At 36.8% G+C, this 16,260-nt stretch carries 15 protein-coding genes; 4 read left to right on the forward strand and 11 right to left on the reverse strand.

What is annotated here, in order from left to right; translation table 11 throughout:
* Nucleotides 1-253 precede the first annotated feature (253 nt).
* Entirely contained in the window at nt 254-2,395 is a 2,142-nt protein-coding gene (locus CL818_RS09620) for a catalase (RefSeq protein WP_286972833.1), read from the forward strand.
* A 56-nt stretch (nt 2,396-2,451) separates the two neighbouring features.
* Here CL818_RS09620 and CL818_RS09625 read toward each other — a convergent pair whose 3' ends face one another.
* Together CL818_RS09625 and CL818_RS09630 are read right to left on the reverse strand one after the other, a co-directional pair.
* A complete protein-coding gene (locus CL818_RS09625; protein WP_286972835.1) occupies nt 2,452-3,597 on the reverse strand; it encodes a PepSY-associated TM helix domain-containing protein in 1,146 nt (381 codons plus the stop codon).
* A gap of 12 nt (nt 3,598-3,609) precedes the next feature.
* Nucleotides 3,610-5,988: a TonB-dependent receptor gene (locus tag CL818_RS09630; protein WP_272973885.1), complete on the reverse strand. Its 2,379-nt coding sequence runs from the start codon at nt 5,986-5,988 to the stop codon at nt 3,610-3,612.
* A gap of 837 nt (nt 5,989-6,825) precedes the next feature.
* Here CL818_RS09630 and CL818_RS09640 point away from each other — a divergent pair.
* From CL818_RS09640 to CL818_RS09650, 3 genes are read left to right on the forward strand one after another with little or no spacing between them, the layout of a single operon-like run.
* On the forward strand, nt 6,826-7,581 hold the full coding sequence (locus tag CL818_RS09640; protein ID WP_013188062.1) for a hypothetical protein: 756 nt from the start codon (nt 6,826-6,828) through the stop codon (nt 7,579-7,581).
* Nucleotides 7,581-7,976: a DUF5675 family protein gene (locus tag CL818_RS09645; RefSeq protein WP_219360156.1), complete on the forward strand. Its 396-nt coding sequence runs from the start codon at nt 7,581-7,583 to the stop codon at nt 7,974-7,976. The genes CL818_RS09640 and CL818_RS09645 overlap by 1 nt, the downstream gene beginning before the upstream one ends.
* Before the next feature lie 4 nt (nt 7,977-7,980).
* Complete coding sequence (locus tag CL818_RS09650) at nt 7,981-8,250, forward strand: hypothetical protein (protein WP_219360155.1); 270 nt, start codon at nt 7,981-7,983, stop codon at nt 8,248-8,250.
* A 1,154-nt stretch (nt 8,251-9,404) separates the two neighbouring features.
* On the opposite strand, the gene CL818_RS09655 is transcribed toward CL818_RS09650, so the two are convergent.
* From CL818_RS09655 to CL818_RS09695, 9 genes are all read right to left on the reverse strand, one after another.
* Nucleotides 9,405-10,109 (reverse strand): P-loop NTPase family protein, encoded by a 705-nt coding sequence (locus CL818_RS09655; protein ID WP_272973886.1) that lies wholly within the window; start codon nt 10,107-10,109, stop codon nt 9,405-9,407.
* A gap of 45 nt (nt 10,110-10,154) precedes the next feature.
* Nucleotides 10,155-10,874 carry a hypothetical protein gene (locus tag CL818_RS09660; RefSeq protein WP_219360154.1) on the reverse strand — a complete coding sequence of 240 codons (720 nt, stop codon included), beginning with the start codon at nt 10,872-10,874 and terminating at the stop codon, nt 10,155-10,157.
* Nucleotides 10,875-10,918: 44 nt separating this feature from the next.
* Nucleotides 10,919-11,197, reverse strand: coding sequence for a helix-turn-helix domain-containing protein (locus tag CL818_RS09665; protein WP_219360153.1), 279 nt, complete (start codon nt 11,195-11,197; stop codon nt 10,919-10,921).
* Between the two features lie 264 nt (nt 11,198-11,461).
* On the reverse strand, nt 11,462-12,268 hold the full coding sequence (locus tag CL818_RS09670; protein ID WP_272973887.1) for an RteC domain-containing protein: 807 nt from the start codon (nt 12,266-12,268) through the stop codon (nt 11,462-11,464).
* 151 nt (nt 12,269-12,419) lie between these two features.
* Nucleotides 12,420-14,378, reverse strand: coding sequence for a heavy metal translocating P-type ATPase (locus CL818_RS09675; RefSeq protein ID WP_219360151.1), 1,959 nt, complete (start codon nt 14,376-14,378; stop codon nt 12,420-12,422).
* An 11-nt stretch (nt 14,379-14,389) separates the two neighbouring features.
* Entirely contained in the window at nt 14,390-14,596 is a 207-nt protein-coding gene (locus tag CL818_RS09680) for a GDCCVxC domain-containing (seleno)protein (RefSeq protein ID WP_257895176.1), read from the reverse strand.
* 5 nt (nt 14,597-14,601) lie between these two features.
* A complete protein-coding gene (gene merTP / locus CL818_RS09685; RefSeq protein WP_219360150.1) occupies nt 14,602-15,189 on the reverse strand; it encodes a mercuric transport protein MerTP in 588 nt (195 codons plus the stop codon).
* 62 nt (nt 15,190-15,251) lie between these two features.
* A complete protein-coding gene (locus CL818_RS09690) occupies nt 15,252-15,665 on the reverse strand; it encodes a Fur family transcriptional regulator (RefSeq protein WP_272973889.1) in 414 nt (137 codons plus the stop codon).
* Nucleotides 15,658-16,260 (reverse strand): cation diffusion facilitator family transporter (locus CL818_RS09695; RefSeq protein ID WP_286972840.1); only part of this gene is annotated, 603 nt, incomplete at its 5' end. The genes CL818_RS09690 and CL818_RS09695, both read right to left, overlap by 8 nt.

The following is a 16,260-nucleotide window of genomic DNA, read 5'->3' on the forward strand; positions in this document are numbered from 1 at the left end:
GAAGGATGCTTAGGTATTTTTATGTGGTATATCGCTTTTAAATTTATTGATAAGCCTGACAATCTTAAACTTAGACTATATTATTACAATTTAATGGGCGCTCATATAGTTTTTAGTTACACTGCTTTAATTTGTTCGAATCAATTTTAAGATAACTTTAAAACTCTCTATAAATACTTTAACAATGTAAAAAGATGTCGCATTTCATAATCTCGTAAATTTATTAATAAATATTAATCAATAGATTTTACTTATGAACGATAAAGAAAATTTACAGCCAGATTCAAATAGTAAGACAGATCAATTATCATCTTACACAAAAGATTCTGAAGGAAAAAACTTAACCACTAACCAAGGTTTAAAAGTTAACGATACCAATAATTCTTTAAAAGCAGGAGAACGCGGTTCTACCCTTTTAGAGGATTTTTTATTACGTGAAAAAATAACAAGTTTTGATCACGANAGAATACCAGAGCGCATAGTACACGCACGAGGAAGTGCTGCACATGGTCATTTTGAACTCTATAAAAGTATTGAGAAATACACCAAAGCAGGCCTTTTTACAGATACCTCCAAAAAAACGCCTGTATTTGTAAGATTTTCAACAGTTGCAGGTTCTAAAGGATCTCCAGATTTGGCAAGAGACGTTCGTGGTTTTGCAGTAAAGTTTTACACAGAAGAAGGTACTTGGGATTTGGTAGGTAATAACATGCCNATTTTCTTNATACAAGATGCTATGAAGTTTCCAGACTTAATACATTCTGTAAAGCCAGAACCAAATAATGAAATTCCGCAGGCAGCTTCTGCACACGATACGTTTTATGATTTTGTGTCTCACGCGCCTGAAACTTTACATAACCATATTTGGGCAATGAGTGATAGAGCCATACCAAGAAGTTACCGAATGATGGAAGGTTTTGGTATACATACGTTCAGGTTTATTAATAAAGAAGGNAAATCTCACTTTGTAAAGTTTCATTGGAAACCTGTACTAGGTGTACATTCTGTAACTTGGGAAGAAGCAGTTAAAATTAATGGTGCAGATGCAGATTTTCACCGTCGTGATCTTTGGGAAGCTATTGAAGCAGGNCAATATCCAGAATGGGAATTTGGTATACAAGTAGTTCCCGAGGAAGATGAACATAAATATGATTTTGACNTATTAGACCCTACCAAATTAATTCCAGAAGACATGGTTCCTGTTGAGATTATTGGTAANATGACATTAAACAGAAANCCAAGTAATTTCTTTGCTGAAACAGAGCAAGTTGCATTTTTACCTGGTCATATTATTCCTGGTCTAGATTTTACGAATGACCCTTTATTACAAGGTCGTTTATTTTCTTACAGAGACACACAGCTTTCAAGGTTGGGAAGTCCTAACTTTCATCAAATACCAATTAACAGACCAGTAACGCCAGCACACAACAACCAACGCGATGGGCATATGCAAACTGAAATTCCGAAAGGACAAACNGCATATTTCCCTAATACTTTAGGTGGTGGTTGTCCGCATTTAGCCAAAATGGCCGAAGGTGGTTTTACGTCTTACGAGGAACGTATTGATGCCAAGAAAGTAAGAACACGAAGTGAAAGCTTTAGTGACCATTTCTCNCAACCAGCATTATTTTATAGAAGTTTGGAAGATTGGGAAAAGAAACATGTAGCAANCGCCTACTCTTTTGAACTTGGTAAGTGTAACCAAAAGCATATTAAAGAACGTATGCTATGGTTAATAAATCAAATTGATGAAGACCTTGCTAATACTGTTTCAGAGAACTTAGGCTTATCTATTCCAGATGATATTGAACAGCCAATAAATCAATCAATTGGTGCAGATGCAGATGTTGAGAAGTTTCAACCTTCNGCNAAAAAAGTGTATCTAGAAAAAGACAAAGCATTAAGTCAAGCTCATACAAAGTTTGATAGTATAGCAACAAGACAAATTGCTGTATTAGCTGCAAATGGCTTTTCTATGGATGACTTTAAAACATTTACCGATGCTTTAGAAGATGAAGGTGCTGTTTGCAAAATAATTGCTCCGCATGGTGGTACAATTAAATGTGACCAAGATATGGATCACGAGGTTGATGCAGCAATATCGACAACCGAAAGCGTTCTTTTTGATGCTATTTTTGTACCTGGCGGAAAAGACTCTGTTGATAAACTACTTAAAACTGGTAAATATTCTAAGTTTATAAGTGAAGCTTTTAAACATTGTAAAGCTATTGCAGTTTGCAATGAAGGTGAAGAATTACTTAAAAACAGTTATATAAAATCTTATGANGATGATAAAGCTGTTTTTGTAAANGGAAAACCTAAAAACTTTATTGATGCCATTGNCCAACATAGAAATTGGGANCGTATGGANGCAGCATCAGATATTCCNGTATAAACGTTAATCTANAATTTAAACAAAAAAGGCTACCAGTTTGGTAGCCTTTTTTTATGTTATTTCTTAAGCTTTCGTTTACGTTTNTTCTTCAANTTATTNAACCAAATTATTGTNCCTGTNATNGGTAAACTTGTGGCAATAAGACAGGCAATAAAGTAAATGATTTTTGAAAATGTCCCAAATATCTGTCCCGTATGAATAGGTTTTATTAAAGATGCTATTTGTACATTTAAAGGTTTATCATTAAACCGTTCTTCTTTTAAAACTGTACCATCTACATCGATAATAAGTTTATCTGTAGTTACTGGAGACCAACCTGAAACCTTTCGTTTAGTAATACTATAGGTGTCGGTTGCAGTTTTTGGTAAAGTGATTGTTGTTTTTCCTTCGTAATCAAAAATATCATTAGCTATAGATAAGATATTCTCTACAGGAATTTGTTCGTTCTCATTTGTTACTTGAGAGTTTATAGTTTGGCCGCCACCTCTGTTTCCAAAGACTTTAGCTCCCAAAACAGCACTACCAGCATCTTTATACCATACAAAAGACCAACATAATCCTGTTAGGCACATGATTACCAAAAATATACACGCATAAAACCCTAAAGTATTATGCAAGTCGTGATTAATGCGTTTCCAGTTTGCTGAAAATTTAATCTTAAAACCAGGTTTAAAAGCTTTCCATTTCCATTTTTTAGGAAACCACAATATGACACCACTAATGGCCAAAAACAGAAAGATGATTGTTGCTACTCCAACAATTGGGCGCCCAATTTTAGTATCTAGTAGTAACCATCTGTGCATTTTAAACATCGTCATAAAAAACCCATCTAGATAAGATTTTTGTGCCTTCTCGTAGTTACCAGAATAGGGATCTACAAAAAACGTGCTACCACGACGTTCTTTTGGTGATGTTTTAATATTAAATTCTAGAGGTTTGCTATTATCGTCTGGAACAGTTACTCTGTTTATACTGCCTTCCTGTGATAAATTGGTAATTAAGGTTTCAAAAGACTTCTTTTGCTTCGCTGTATTTTCAACCTTAAATTCCTTAACGGTTAGTGCTTTTAACTCTTCTTCAAAAGTTAAAAATGTTCCGCTTAAACACACTAAAAATAGAATAATACCACTACCAATTCCCATCCATAAATGAATGTCATTAGTAAATTTTCTAAATGTGTATGCCTTTTTTTTCTTAGTCATATTTCCTTGTTTTTAAAACGAATAGCTTAAAACACCAGCAACCGTTCTAGGATCTGTCTGGTTTATAAAACGTGTTCTGTAGGCATTGTAACCTATTTCATTAAACACATTGTTAAGTAACAAACGAGCATTCCAATGCTTGTTGAATTTATAGGCTGCCTGTAAATTTACCAATGTATAAGCTTCAACTTCAAAAGGTTTTTGGTTTGGCACAATACCTTCGTGACTTACTGCGCCTGCAGACCAATCGTTAATTGGTCGTTCTCCAGTGTAGTAAGCTCCACCACCAATTGATATGCCTTTTAAAGCATTTACAAATTTATAATCTAAATACACATTTGCAGTATGTTTTGGTGTGTTTAAAGGTGATGACCCATATACAAAAGAGGTATGCTCCTTGTACTGTGCATCTATATAAGAATAGCCAGCTACAGCGGTAAGGTTTTCTAAAATACGTCCCGTAAGTTCTACTTCTATACCTTGCCTTTGATCATTTCCACCTTTTTCAAAAAATCCTGTGGCTACAAAATTTTCATCATAAACAGGTAGGTTGATGTTCTTATTATTAATTTTAAAATATGTGGCATTAAAACGTAAACGATCGTCATACCAACTGGTTTTTATACCAGCTTCAAATTGATCAAAACGTTCATTTCCTAAAGCATTACCATTTGCATCTACTCTTGTGCCTGTTCTTGGATATGCACTGTTAGTATAAGATGCAAAGACATTTATATTTTTAACAGGCGAGATTACAACACCACCTAAAGGTGTAAATGCATTACTATTAGTTGTTTCGTCTCCAGAAATAGTTTCGGTAGTACTATATCTAATTCCTAAAAACGTGTCCAACCAAGATGTCCAGGACACTACATCTTGTGCAACAAATCCTAAAGACGTTGCTTGTGAGGTGCTTGCGTTACTATCTTCAAAATTTATGTTTGGTAACGTGTTTGTATTGTTCTGAAATACATTAATTGTATCTACTGCTGAAACTGTAAAGTTTCCTAATGAGGTTTTGTTGGTTCTGTAATCTACACCTACTTGAAATACGTGCTTTAATTTTCCTGTATATACATTATCTCCAATAACATCTATTTGAAAAACACTGTTGTCGTCTTCCCTATATGCATTAGAATAACCTCTTGTTCTAAGGTTATACTGCACCTCTTCATTTACTGTAACTGCGCTTCCTAAACTAGCACCTTTGTCTTCTAACTCTAATTCAGATTTGTAAAATGCTGTTTTTAACGTTAATTTATCTGTTAACTCGCGGTCAAATCTTACAGCATAGGTTGTATTTTTAGTTATAGAACGGTCATTCTCAAACCCTAAAAATTGATCATACGGTAAATCGTAAATTGCGTTGGTATCATTTTCGGCTAAATTTACGGTACCAACATCTGGAGTTCTGCTATCGTAAAAATGATCTAACTCTACAGTTACTTTAGTTTTTTCATCCACTTTCCATTGAAACGAAGGATTAACATAAAACCGTTGAGAAGAAACGCCATCTCTAAAACTATCTGCGCGCTCAACAGCACCATTTATTCTATAAGCCACTGTTTCCTTTTCATTAAAAGGCCCAAAAACATCTACAGTAGTTCTGGCTTGCCCATAACTTCCAATACGCTGTGCCACTTGACCACCAAAACGATATTTAGGTGTTTTAGTTACAATATTTATTACGCCACCAGGACTTCCTAAATCTGTAGCGACACCTTGTGTAATAGAAGAAGCTCCTTTTAAAACCTGAATATTATCTACACCTTGCATATCTGTTAAAACACCTACACCTCTAAAGTCTGAATGCACTCTAACTCCATTTTTAAGAATAGGAATACCTCTAAAACCACGTGAAGACATACTTTCTCGTTTATTACCATAGGTAGCAAACGTATAAACGCCTGGAACATTTTTAGTAGCTTCTGATATTGTAAGTGCACTTTGATTCTCTATAAGTTTTTCTGAAATCACAGAAATACTTTGTATTTGTTCATAAGGTTCAAGCGGTAAACGTGTGAGAGCCTCAATTTTATCTGGATGACTATTGCGACGACCAAATACTTCAACTTGAGTTAAAGATGCATCTGGTTGAAGCGTAATTATAATATTTTTTAATCCTGAAGTAGATAATACAATTGGAGTTATTTGTGTTTTAAAACCTACCGCACTTGATTGAAGTTCAACATCTCCAGTTTTAATAGTATTTAATTGAAAAAGACCGTTTTCATTAGCCATTGTTCCTTGTTTAAGCGCCTTTATATAGACGTTGGCAAAAGGAATAGGTAGATTATTAGCTCCAACTATCTTGCCTTGAATAGAGGCATTGTCTTGAGAAAATGCAAAATTAATTAAGAGTAAATTGGTTAGTAGTAGTAAACGTTTCATTGTTATTCTTATTTAGACTTATTATAAATAGAATGCAAATATACTTTCGAAAACCAAATAATAAAAGGTTAATTAGAATAAATCTAAATAAGTGCCTGTTAAAAAATGTTAATGGAATTTCAAGTCATTTAGACTCAATAAGATTGAATCCATTTTCAATAAGAAATTATTTTTGAATAAATGAAAATTAATTTTGAATCTGTAGACTAGAGGTATATCGGAATCTAAATTAAAAATTTTGAACACAAAAAAACCTCCAGATTTACATCTGAAGGTTTCTTAAAAAAGTCGGGGTGGCAGGAAGAAAACATACACCCCTATATTTCTGTTTTACAGATGATTATGTATTTGAAAATAAGGTTTGGTAGCCTTATTCGTAAAATAGTATCTAAAGAACGTTACCTCGAAATGTTATTCGTAGATGAGTTTAAAGATAAGAATTGTAGTGTTTTAAACCTATTTAATAGACATCAAATACTATGAAACTTGCCGTAAATATTCAGTAATGACATCTTCTTTAATACCGCTATACTCAGCGAATTCTTCCACTGTGACAAACTGGTGAGGTTGTTTGTCAAAGTGCTCTCTAATGGTATTTAAAAGCTTCCTGCCATAGCGCTCACTTCTGCCCGTGAGGCAATGAACATCTTTAGGGTATATGCAGGCTCTTACTATCTTCATTTCATACACTATCCATACTTTATCCATACCTCAACTCTACTCTATCTATATACCATATTGGCATAAACGGCATCTATCGGAATGGTTGTACGGCTGTTTTTGATTTTCTATATAAATCTACTGTCTTTTGGCTCATAATCAAAATTTTAGAGCATTATGGCTAAGCAAACAGGTATTATTAAACTGAAAGGAACTATCGGTGATATTTCCTTCTACAAGAGCGCAGACGGACACCTTGCGCGTTACAAAGGTGGTGTCGATGCAAGCAGAATTGCTAATGACCCAGCGTTCCAAAGAACACGTGAGAACGGTTCTGAATTTGGACGTGCCGGTAAAGGTGGTAAACTCATTAGAAATGCGATTCGGGTGCTGTTGCAGAATGCGAAAGACAAACGTGTTGTGAGTCGATTAACGAGAGATCTCGTTGCGGTCACAAAGACAGACAGCGTCAATGAGCGTGGACTTCGTACCATCCAAGATGGTAATATGAGCACCTTGCAAGGCTTTGAGTTCAACCTCAACGGTAGACTTGGCTCAACGCTTTTTGCGCCTTACTCTACCTCATTGGATAGAGTCACTGGCGATGTTGGACTTGATATCGCTTCTTTTGCGCCTGCAGTACGTATCGCCTCTCCTGGCGGAACGACGCACTTTAAGGTTGTGATGGGTGCAACGGAGTTGGATTTCGAAAATGAAAACTCAACTTTTGAGAGTGCTGAAACTGCCATCTTACCTTATGACAGTAGTAATACTGGCGCTATTGATTTGGCGGTAACACTTTCTGAAAACTCTAACCTACCAATCATACAAGTTGTAGGTATCGAGTTTTACCAGCAAGTGAACGGACAGATGTATTCTCTGAAGAACGGCGCATTCAACGCCCTTTCTATTGCGCAAGTCGATACGGTGTAATGGAACTTGTCCTTAAACGAAGTTATTTTGAAAAGGGCACCAATGGTGCTCTTTTCGTTAACGGGCAGTTTCTTTGTTTTACAATTGAATTGCCTTGGAGAGAGAATCAGCGGAATATCTCCTGTATTCCTGAAGGTACTTATGAGATTGTACCCAGACACTCGAAACGGTTTCAGAATCATTTGCACGTGCAGGACGTGAAAGGTCGAAGTCTTATTCTTATTCATCCAGCGAATAATGCCTTGAAAGAGCTTCGCGGTTGTATTGCTCCAGTTTCACAATTAACTGACATAGGGAAAGGCTGGAAGTCTCGAGAGGCACTTAACAAGCTGTTGACGCTCAGTTATCGAGCACTAGAGCTTAAAAAAACTATTACACTCACTATTAAATCTTAATACTATGACTATTGTAGAACGTTATAAAAAACCGACACCGAAATTCTTTCGAGTATTACGGAACATTGGGCTGGCTCTTGCTACTGCAGGTGGTGCCATCCTTACGGCTCCAATTTCATTGCCTGCCACCCTAATTACTATTGCTACTTACGCCACCGTTGCTGGTACCGTTGCGACAGCTGTGAGTCAGGCGGTTGTTAAAGGAGATGATGTGAATGAGTCTGATACTATATTGGAAACGAAAGAAAAGGATTCCGTGACAGGCACGGAATGACACCTTAAACTGCTAATTTTTGATATGTCGATACGCTATTTACATACTAGGGTTTCCGTGCTTGGAGGTACGGTTTTATCTACCCTTCCAAACTTGAACGATGATGAACTAATTGCTACTGCTGTTCTTGCCATATTTGGTGCGACAGTAAGCTTTGTCTGCTCTGTTCTCTTAAAGCTGTACTACAAGCGGTCCAAATGGCATCGGTTGATGAAAAAATATAAGAAATCAAAAAGGCGGAAGTGATGCGTGTTGGCGCGCCTTGCAAAGGCGCTATTTGATTGCTTCCGCCTTTTTGATTCACTCTCATCCTCTATTAAACTACTATTGTCCTATCTATTATTTTCTCTAGCAGGTAATCCAAAGGCGCGAGCCGACTGCGAGTTGAGCAAGGGTGCTGTAGGTGAAGCGCGAGGCACGAGTGCGCCGACGGAAATGATTACACAAAAGGGCTGGCGGAGGTTTTGCCTTTTCTAATGATATTGCAGATTTTTAAATGCTGACTGTAAGTGCTGTGACGTAATGGAGGTGCTGAGGTACGAAGCGGTGCAATGGAGTTATAGCTCTTACTTGCTTGGGCGAAAGCAGTGCCATCCCTTTAGTGGTGGCGTTGCTGACAACCGAACTTGAACTGATGAGGCTTCAATTATTTCACTTGCAAAATGTGTGACAGCCCTTTTGCCCGAAGCGACCCGCAGGCTCGCATATTATGCAGTAGCGGTTGCCCCTTTTGATTAGTCGTACCGCCAAAGCGGTACTCCTATTTCTCAGGATTTAAAGGGGCAAGAGTAGCTACGGGTGCATAAGGCGTGTAATGTGTGAAATAGCACAAACCATTGCTTTTGGATGGCGTACGGTGGATGCAGTGGTGGTATATGCAAGCGCCCGCAATGATATTTTTAGAATTAATTTTAAAAGCCTCTCGACTGCGTTCGAGGTGACATTGATAATAACCTCATCGCTTGCAGATATGTTTTATGGAACAAAATGGAGCAACTGGGGCACTCCTTATTACCTGCCCTTCCTTAATGTTTATGTTAGAGTTATAGGTAATTGAAAAAACGTATTTATTATAAAATAACACTACATCTAAATTAAAAGCAAATAAAGCTGTTATACAGAAATTATAATTTACTGGATATTTTCGTGAATGCTCATCCTCGTTTGTCTTTACTTACTGAAGAGAAACTAATCAAATTAAACAATTCTCGCATACGAGAGCGCACACGCTCTCCATAACGATTTTCTATCTCATTAGAGTTTAAGTTTGTAGTGATATGACATCTCGACTGCGCTCGATGTGACAACTTTTGATTCATTATCACATCGTACCTAGTGATTAGTATCTCACCCATTACATTACAGTCTTTACCATAGTGTCTACCTATAGGTTCTACACCTAGATCATCAAAACAATAGGGTTTGTTATCGGCGTAGTCTTCTATTATTTTATAGCCCAGGTTATTGAACCCAAAAACGATATTTCTACACGGCATCAAACTGGTTTGATAGTGCCGTTTATGTGGTACGAGATGAGGTAATAGTCGCATTAATGTGGTTTTTCCACAGCCTACTGGTCCTGAAAGTAAAATGCCTTTGTTGAGGTCAATTTTGAATTTGTTGGCTACTCTTTTGTCTTCGATGAAGTATGTTACAAGCTTGTAAAGAAGTTCGTGGTCTTCCACGTGTATTTTGAAATGTCTACCAAATAGAATTTTTCCCTTTGCTTCCAAAAAACGCATTGAGGCTTTGAAATCGTATTGTAAGACATCATCTCTAAGATCCGCCACTTTAAATTCGCTGGCACCAAGAATAAGTGTGCCTGGTTTTTTTGGGTTGTATGTGGTTTCAATACTCATATCGGTAGCATTAATGCGATTCCGTGTCAAGCACGGAATGACAGGTTAAAGGGGTTCATTGTAGTTTTTATTTCTTTTCGTGTGCAGATTTCCTGCTCCAGAAATGAACTTGTCCTGATTTTGAGACAGTTGGTTGTTGTTTGTTCTTGCATCTCGACTCCGCTCGATGAGACTCTTTCGAACAGACAGCTCGTGATGTTTTATCATCCAATTTTTGGCGCAAGCGTGCCAATTCTCAATTTTTATTTTTCCGCCAATCTTCCAACCGATGGTTTGATAATGGTTGTAAAATTTTTGTGCTTCGATTTCTGGCCATTTTTCTTTTTTAAAAAATTCTAAAACTTCTTTTTCATTTTTTGGCTTGGGTAGTTTATAACTGTTTTTATTAGTTTGTATATGTTTATATATAGGTACCAGCGCTTGTCCATTTTTTGGTACAGAGTTGATTAGAGCTTGTTTACCACTTGTCCAAAATATGGTCATCTTAACTTTTGAGCCTTTAAAAGGATTTCGAGAGGGCATATATTTCAAGTAACCACCCTTATCCAGTTCCCGAATGCATTTATGGTAGGTGGTGGTAGATCCAATCTTAGCTATACCCATAATCTCATCTCTAGAAACTTGAATTAATTCTGGAAACCTATGATGGTTCCAGAACTGAAACAATGCTAAATACAAGCTAATATGCGTTGGATTTAACCGATTGTCTTTGCGGAATTGTTCTAATACTGCGTTGAGGTGTTGGATGTAGTTGACATTGGCCATTTAGAAAGCTTAAAGAGTTCCCGTGTCGTAGCACGGGATGACAATTAAATTGAATTGTCGATTCTGTTTTCTAAAAGTACCTGGTTGATTTCCTCTGCATCATAAAGGATAATGCCTCCTATTTTGGAGTATGGCAGGGTACCGTTAATTCTAAGATTCTGAAGTGTACCTGGACTGATTTGAAGCATCTCCATAACCTCAGCAGATTTGAGATATTTCTTCTTCTTGGTTGTCGCTGGTTTTTTGATAATGTTCTTTAGTTCATCAATGAGCTCAAGCTTGAACTCTCTTAGGTCATCTGTTGTAATAATTGAAGTAGGCATAATAGATTATTTATAATTAGACTTTGATTACATATCCAATGAAATTCAAGTTATGAGATAAAAAAAAGCCACTCTACAAGTGAATGCTCGCAGATAGTGGCTCTTAAACTAACTTGACATTCGTTTTACAAATGTGTATCGTTTTGAATTAATTTATTCACAATCTCTTCACAAGTTGTGATAAAATTTAACATTTTAAATCTGCTGCTTCATACTTCAAAATCTTCTGAAAGCATCCTGTTTTCAAGGGATTGCTTTAGATTATCAATAAATCTTGCTTGGTCTTTTTTTCTTGATTTCATTTTCAAGATAAATCCTATAAATACTAACCAAATCGGTATTAAAAACAGAACTCAGGACTTTAGCAATTTTCCTTAAACTCTCATTTCCGTTCTTAATTGCTCTTGAAGAATGAAGTGCATAGACTAATTCGACCAAATCAATTTTCTTGGCGGTCCAGTTCATCTGGAACTCTATAAACTCTTGTTGACCTGCAGGGCAAACGTTAGCCTCTAATTGCCTTAGTTGGTTTAACTGATAATCGTAGAAGTCATTAATGAGGTCATAGGCAATTATCTTAGCTTTCAACTCATCGTGACTTGTTGAAAATTTTGGGTCGTATAAACAACTTAATTGGTGAGTTACTGTCCAGAGTGATGCGCCAGGTTCTCTTGTGAAATAGTGCTTGTCAAGATTAGATTTATCTTGTTTACAATACCTCATAAATTCCTGATGAGGTCTCAGGCCTTTCTTAAGTTTTTTTATCTGGCTATCTATGTAGCGTCTTTGTTCTTGTATTGAACCACTTCCTTTACTTGAGAAATAACCCTGAAGATGAAGGTAGTATTTCAAGTAGCCGTACACCTGTGGTTTTAGGTGATTGAAGAATTCTATTTCTTCTTCTTTATTTTCAAACGCATTTGAATGGGCGTATTCTCTTAGGCGTTCAAGATAGTCTTGGCATCGATCTAGGCGAATGCCGACCTCTGCAATATTTAAAGTTTCGTATTTATCTAATTCGTTAAACTCACGGTTAAACTCTTTTACTAGGTTTGTTGGAACTGCCTCCATAATTGAAATATTTAGTTAAACAATTTGGGGCATTAATATTTACGTAAATATCATTACTTAGTTTTTGGAGGTGTTTATTTTGAAGATATCTGATTGTTTTACAAAAGCTATCCTACAGTACATACTGAAATGTTTTGTTTTAAGATTGGAATTATTCCCACTTCATCTTCTGCAATCGTATAGCATTGAGAATAGCAAGCAATGCAACACCTACATCAGCAAATACGGCTTCCCACATTGTGGCTAATCCACCTGCACCGAGAAAGAGGACTATAACTTTTACACCAAATGCAAGCGCAATATTTTGCCAGACAATACGGCGCGTTGAACGACCGATTTTAATCGCTCTTGCAATTTTGCTCGGTTGATCGGTTTGTATAATAACATCGGCTGTTTCAATGGCGACATCGCTTCCTAAACCACCCATCGCAATACCTACACCACTTGCTGCCAAAACGGGTGCATCGTTAATGCCATCGCCGATAAAGGCAACTTTCGTCTCGGGTTGTTTTTTGAGCTCTTCAACCTCATTCAGTTTATCTTCTGGTAACAGACCACCTTTTGCCCAATCGATGTTTAACTCTTTTGCAACTTGCTGTGTAATAGAATCTTTATCACCTGATAGCATTATAATTTTCGAAACTCCTGAATCTCGAATTTGTTTAATGGCTTGGTGGGCATCATCCTTCAATTCATCTGCAATGGTTACATAACCTGCAAATGTTCCATTTATGGACACCATAACGATGGATTCTACAATGCTATCTGTTTCCGAAGGGACTTCTATGCTGTTTGAGGTCATCAAAGCTTTGTTACCTACCAGCACGGTTTTTCTGCTTACTGTTCCTTTTAATCCCTTTCCTGCAACTTCTGAAACATTAGTCGCCTCATAATCTGAACCATCTGCTTTGTATTCAAGAATTGCTTTTGCAATAGGATGTGTGGATTGTTCTTCCATCGCCATCAGATATTTCATAAACTCGGCTTCTTCGAATGTGAGGGAATTGATCTCCTTTATTTTAAAAACCCCTTTGGTAACGGTTCCTGTTTTGTCCATAACGACCGTGTTCACTTTGGTCATTGCATCTAAAAATGATGCTCCTTTGAATAAGATACCATTGCGAGATGCCGCACCCAATCCGCCAAAATAGCCCAGTGGAATCGAAATAACTAGCGCACAAGGGCAGGAAATTACGAGGAATATCAATGCGCGATACAGCCAATCTCTAAACACATAATCATCTACAAAAAAGTAAGGTAGGAATGTAAGTCCTATGGCGAGGAATACAACGATAGGCGTATAAATCCGAGCAAATTTTCTAATGAATAATTCCGTTTTTGATTTTCTTGCTGTAGCGTTTTGCACCATATCGAGAATTCGGGCAATGGAACTGTCCTTAAATTCTTTTGTTGTTTCAACTTCAATAACTCCATCGAGATTAATACTTCCAGCAAAAACACTATCGCCTTTAGCAATGGTATCAGGCTTGCTTTCACCTGTCAAGGCCGCAGTATTAAAAGATCCCTTTTCAGAAAGTAGAATACCATCTAGCGGAACTTTTTCACCTACACGCACCTGTATCTTTTCGCCAATTTCAACTGTCTCGGGACTGACTGAAATAAAATCACCATCACGATAAACTATAGCCTCATTTGGTCTTACATCTAGCAAGGCTTTTATATTACCCTTTGCACGGTTTACGGCTGCATTTTGGAAGAGCTCGCCTACAGCATAGAACAACATTACGGCTACACCTTCGGGATATTCGCCTATAACAAATGCACCAATAGTTGCAATGGACATTAGAAAAAATTCTGTAAATACATCACCACGCAAAATGCTTTTCCAACCTTCCTTTATAACAGGAAAACCTACAGGTAAATAAGCAATGGTGTACCACAAAATGCGAATCCAACCTTTAAATGCAGGAATTGCATCAAAGTAGTCTACCGCGATCCCTATGATAAGCATAATAAAACTTACAATAGCAGGAAGGTATGTTTTGAATGCACTTCCATCACCGTGGTCGTGATTGTGACCATCATCATGACTGTGTTGTGTCTCTGAATCTGGTTTTAAGTCTCTTAAGTTTACTTTCTTTTTTCTCATCTAGTAGTGTATTAACAACAACTTTTATTTTGTTGAATTGGTGGACAAGGAACTGAACCATACGAGCAATACACACAACAATCGCCTTTCTTTGGTTTCATAACCGTTTTACAATTTTCACATTCGTAAAAGAATTGACAGGCGTTTGATGGCATTTCCTCTATTTTTTTATGACCACAGGTTGGGCAAGTAATCTTCGATTTTAATATCGTTTGCATAAATTTTATTTTTTGTCAGTTACATTATAACCTGTAGAATTAATTGCTTTCTCAATTTCTAATTCATTAGTTTTCGTTTCATCAAACTTTATGATGGCGTTACCATTTTCGTATGATGTTATAGAGTTTACAATGCCGTCGAGTTTATTTACTTCGTGGTTTACGTGCGCTTCACAACTGGCACAGGTCATTCCACTTATTTTATATTCTGTTGTTTTGATGTTTGATTTATCAACAACAACGACTTGTTTCTGTGAATTTAGATAAAACATATTTGAGTAGTATGGAAATGCCAGCATTGCTATTGCGAACACTGTTAGAATACCTAAAAAGGTTATTGATTGAATAAATCTTGGTTTTTCGACCGTCTCACAATCGCAGTCTACTTCTTTTTTTGGTTTCAGTTTTTGAAACCAGGCAAAGAGAAGAACCAAAATAGTTAGTACAATTAAATAAGGTCTAAATGGCTCTATCCAAGTAAATGCTGAAGCTAAGCTACTTGTTCCTATAATTAATGCCAAAACCGGTGTTATACAACACAATGAAGCTGTGATTGCTGTTAGTATGCTTGTAGCTATTATTTTATTTTTCATAATTACCTTAATTCTTAAATGACGAAAATGCAATAAAAAAGATTGCAATGGAAGTGCATTTATTAGCCACTACATTTTTCGCAAATACCTGTCACAACCAGATTTACATCTTCGGCCACGTAGCCATCTGGCAGGTTAATGTGTGGTATTTTATGTTCGGTTAGACATATGGTTTCATTACAGTTGCTACAACGAAAATGGAGGTGCAAATCTTGTTCAATTTCACAATTACAGCCTTGCTCACAGAGCGCATATTTTGTGATACCTGAGCCGTCTTCTATTTGGTGTACAATACCATTTTCTTCAAAGGTTTTCAGTGTTCTGAAGATGGTTGAACGTTCTGCTTTTGCGAAAGCATTCTCAACATCAAGCAGTGCCTTTGCGATTTCCTGTTGTGCCAGATATTTATAAATCAAGATGCGCATTGCGGTGGGACGCACGTTATGGTCATTTAATGTTTTTTCAATTTCAGTCATTTTGTGCGGTGTTATAATTGATATTTTTAGCTTTATTGTAGGCTTCATAGCCTTCTTTTGCAGCGTACGGAACGATAAGTAATGCCGCCACAGGATCTGCCCACCACCAGCCTAACCAGTTGACCAATAGCAATCCTATAAGTACGACCACGGTTTGGTATAAGCAAATAAAGGTGTCTTTAGCATCAGCCAGCAAGGCTGGACTGTCTAATTTCTTTCCATACTTTCTTTTGAAATAGATCAGGATAGGATTTACAACCAGGGAAACCAATAATATAATCAGTCCCATCGTGCTCCAGTTTGCGGTTTCTTTATTTATAAGCTTTGTAATGGAATCGTAGGAAATGAAAATACAGATGAGCGTAAAGGAAACTGCAATTACGTTTAACGTGATTTTTTGTCTTCGTTTTACTTTTTCTTCATCGATACCTTTAATCTCGCCGTGTAGTCGCCAGCCTAATGTTCCCGCACTAACCACTTCAATCGTGCTGTCTAATCCCCAACCAATCAATGCCGAACTATTGGCCGTAAATCCTGCTATAAGCGAGACCACTACTTCAATAACATCATAAATAACGTTCCAAATCTGTAGTGT

This window comes from Croceibacter sp. (genome assembly GCF_002716225.1).
Lineage (GTDB): Bacteria > Bacteroidota > Bacteroidia > Flavobacteriales > Flavobacteriaceae > Croceibacter > Croceibacter atlanticus.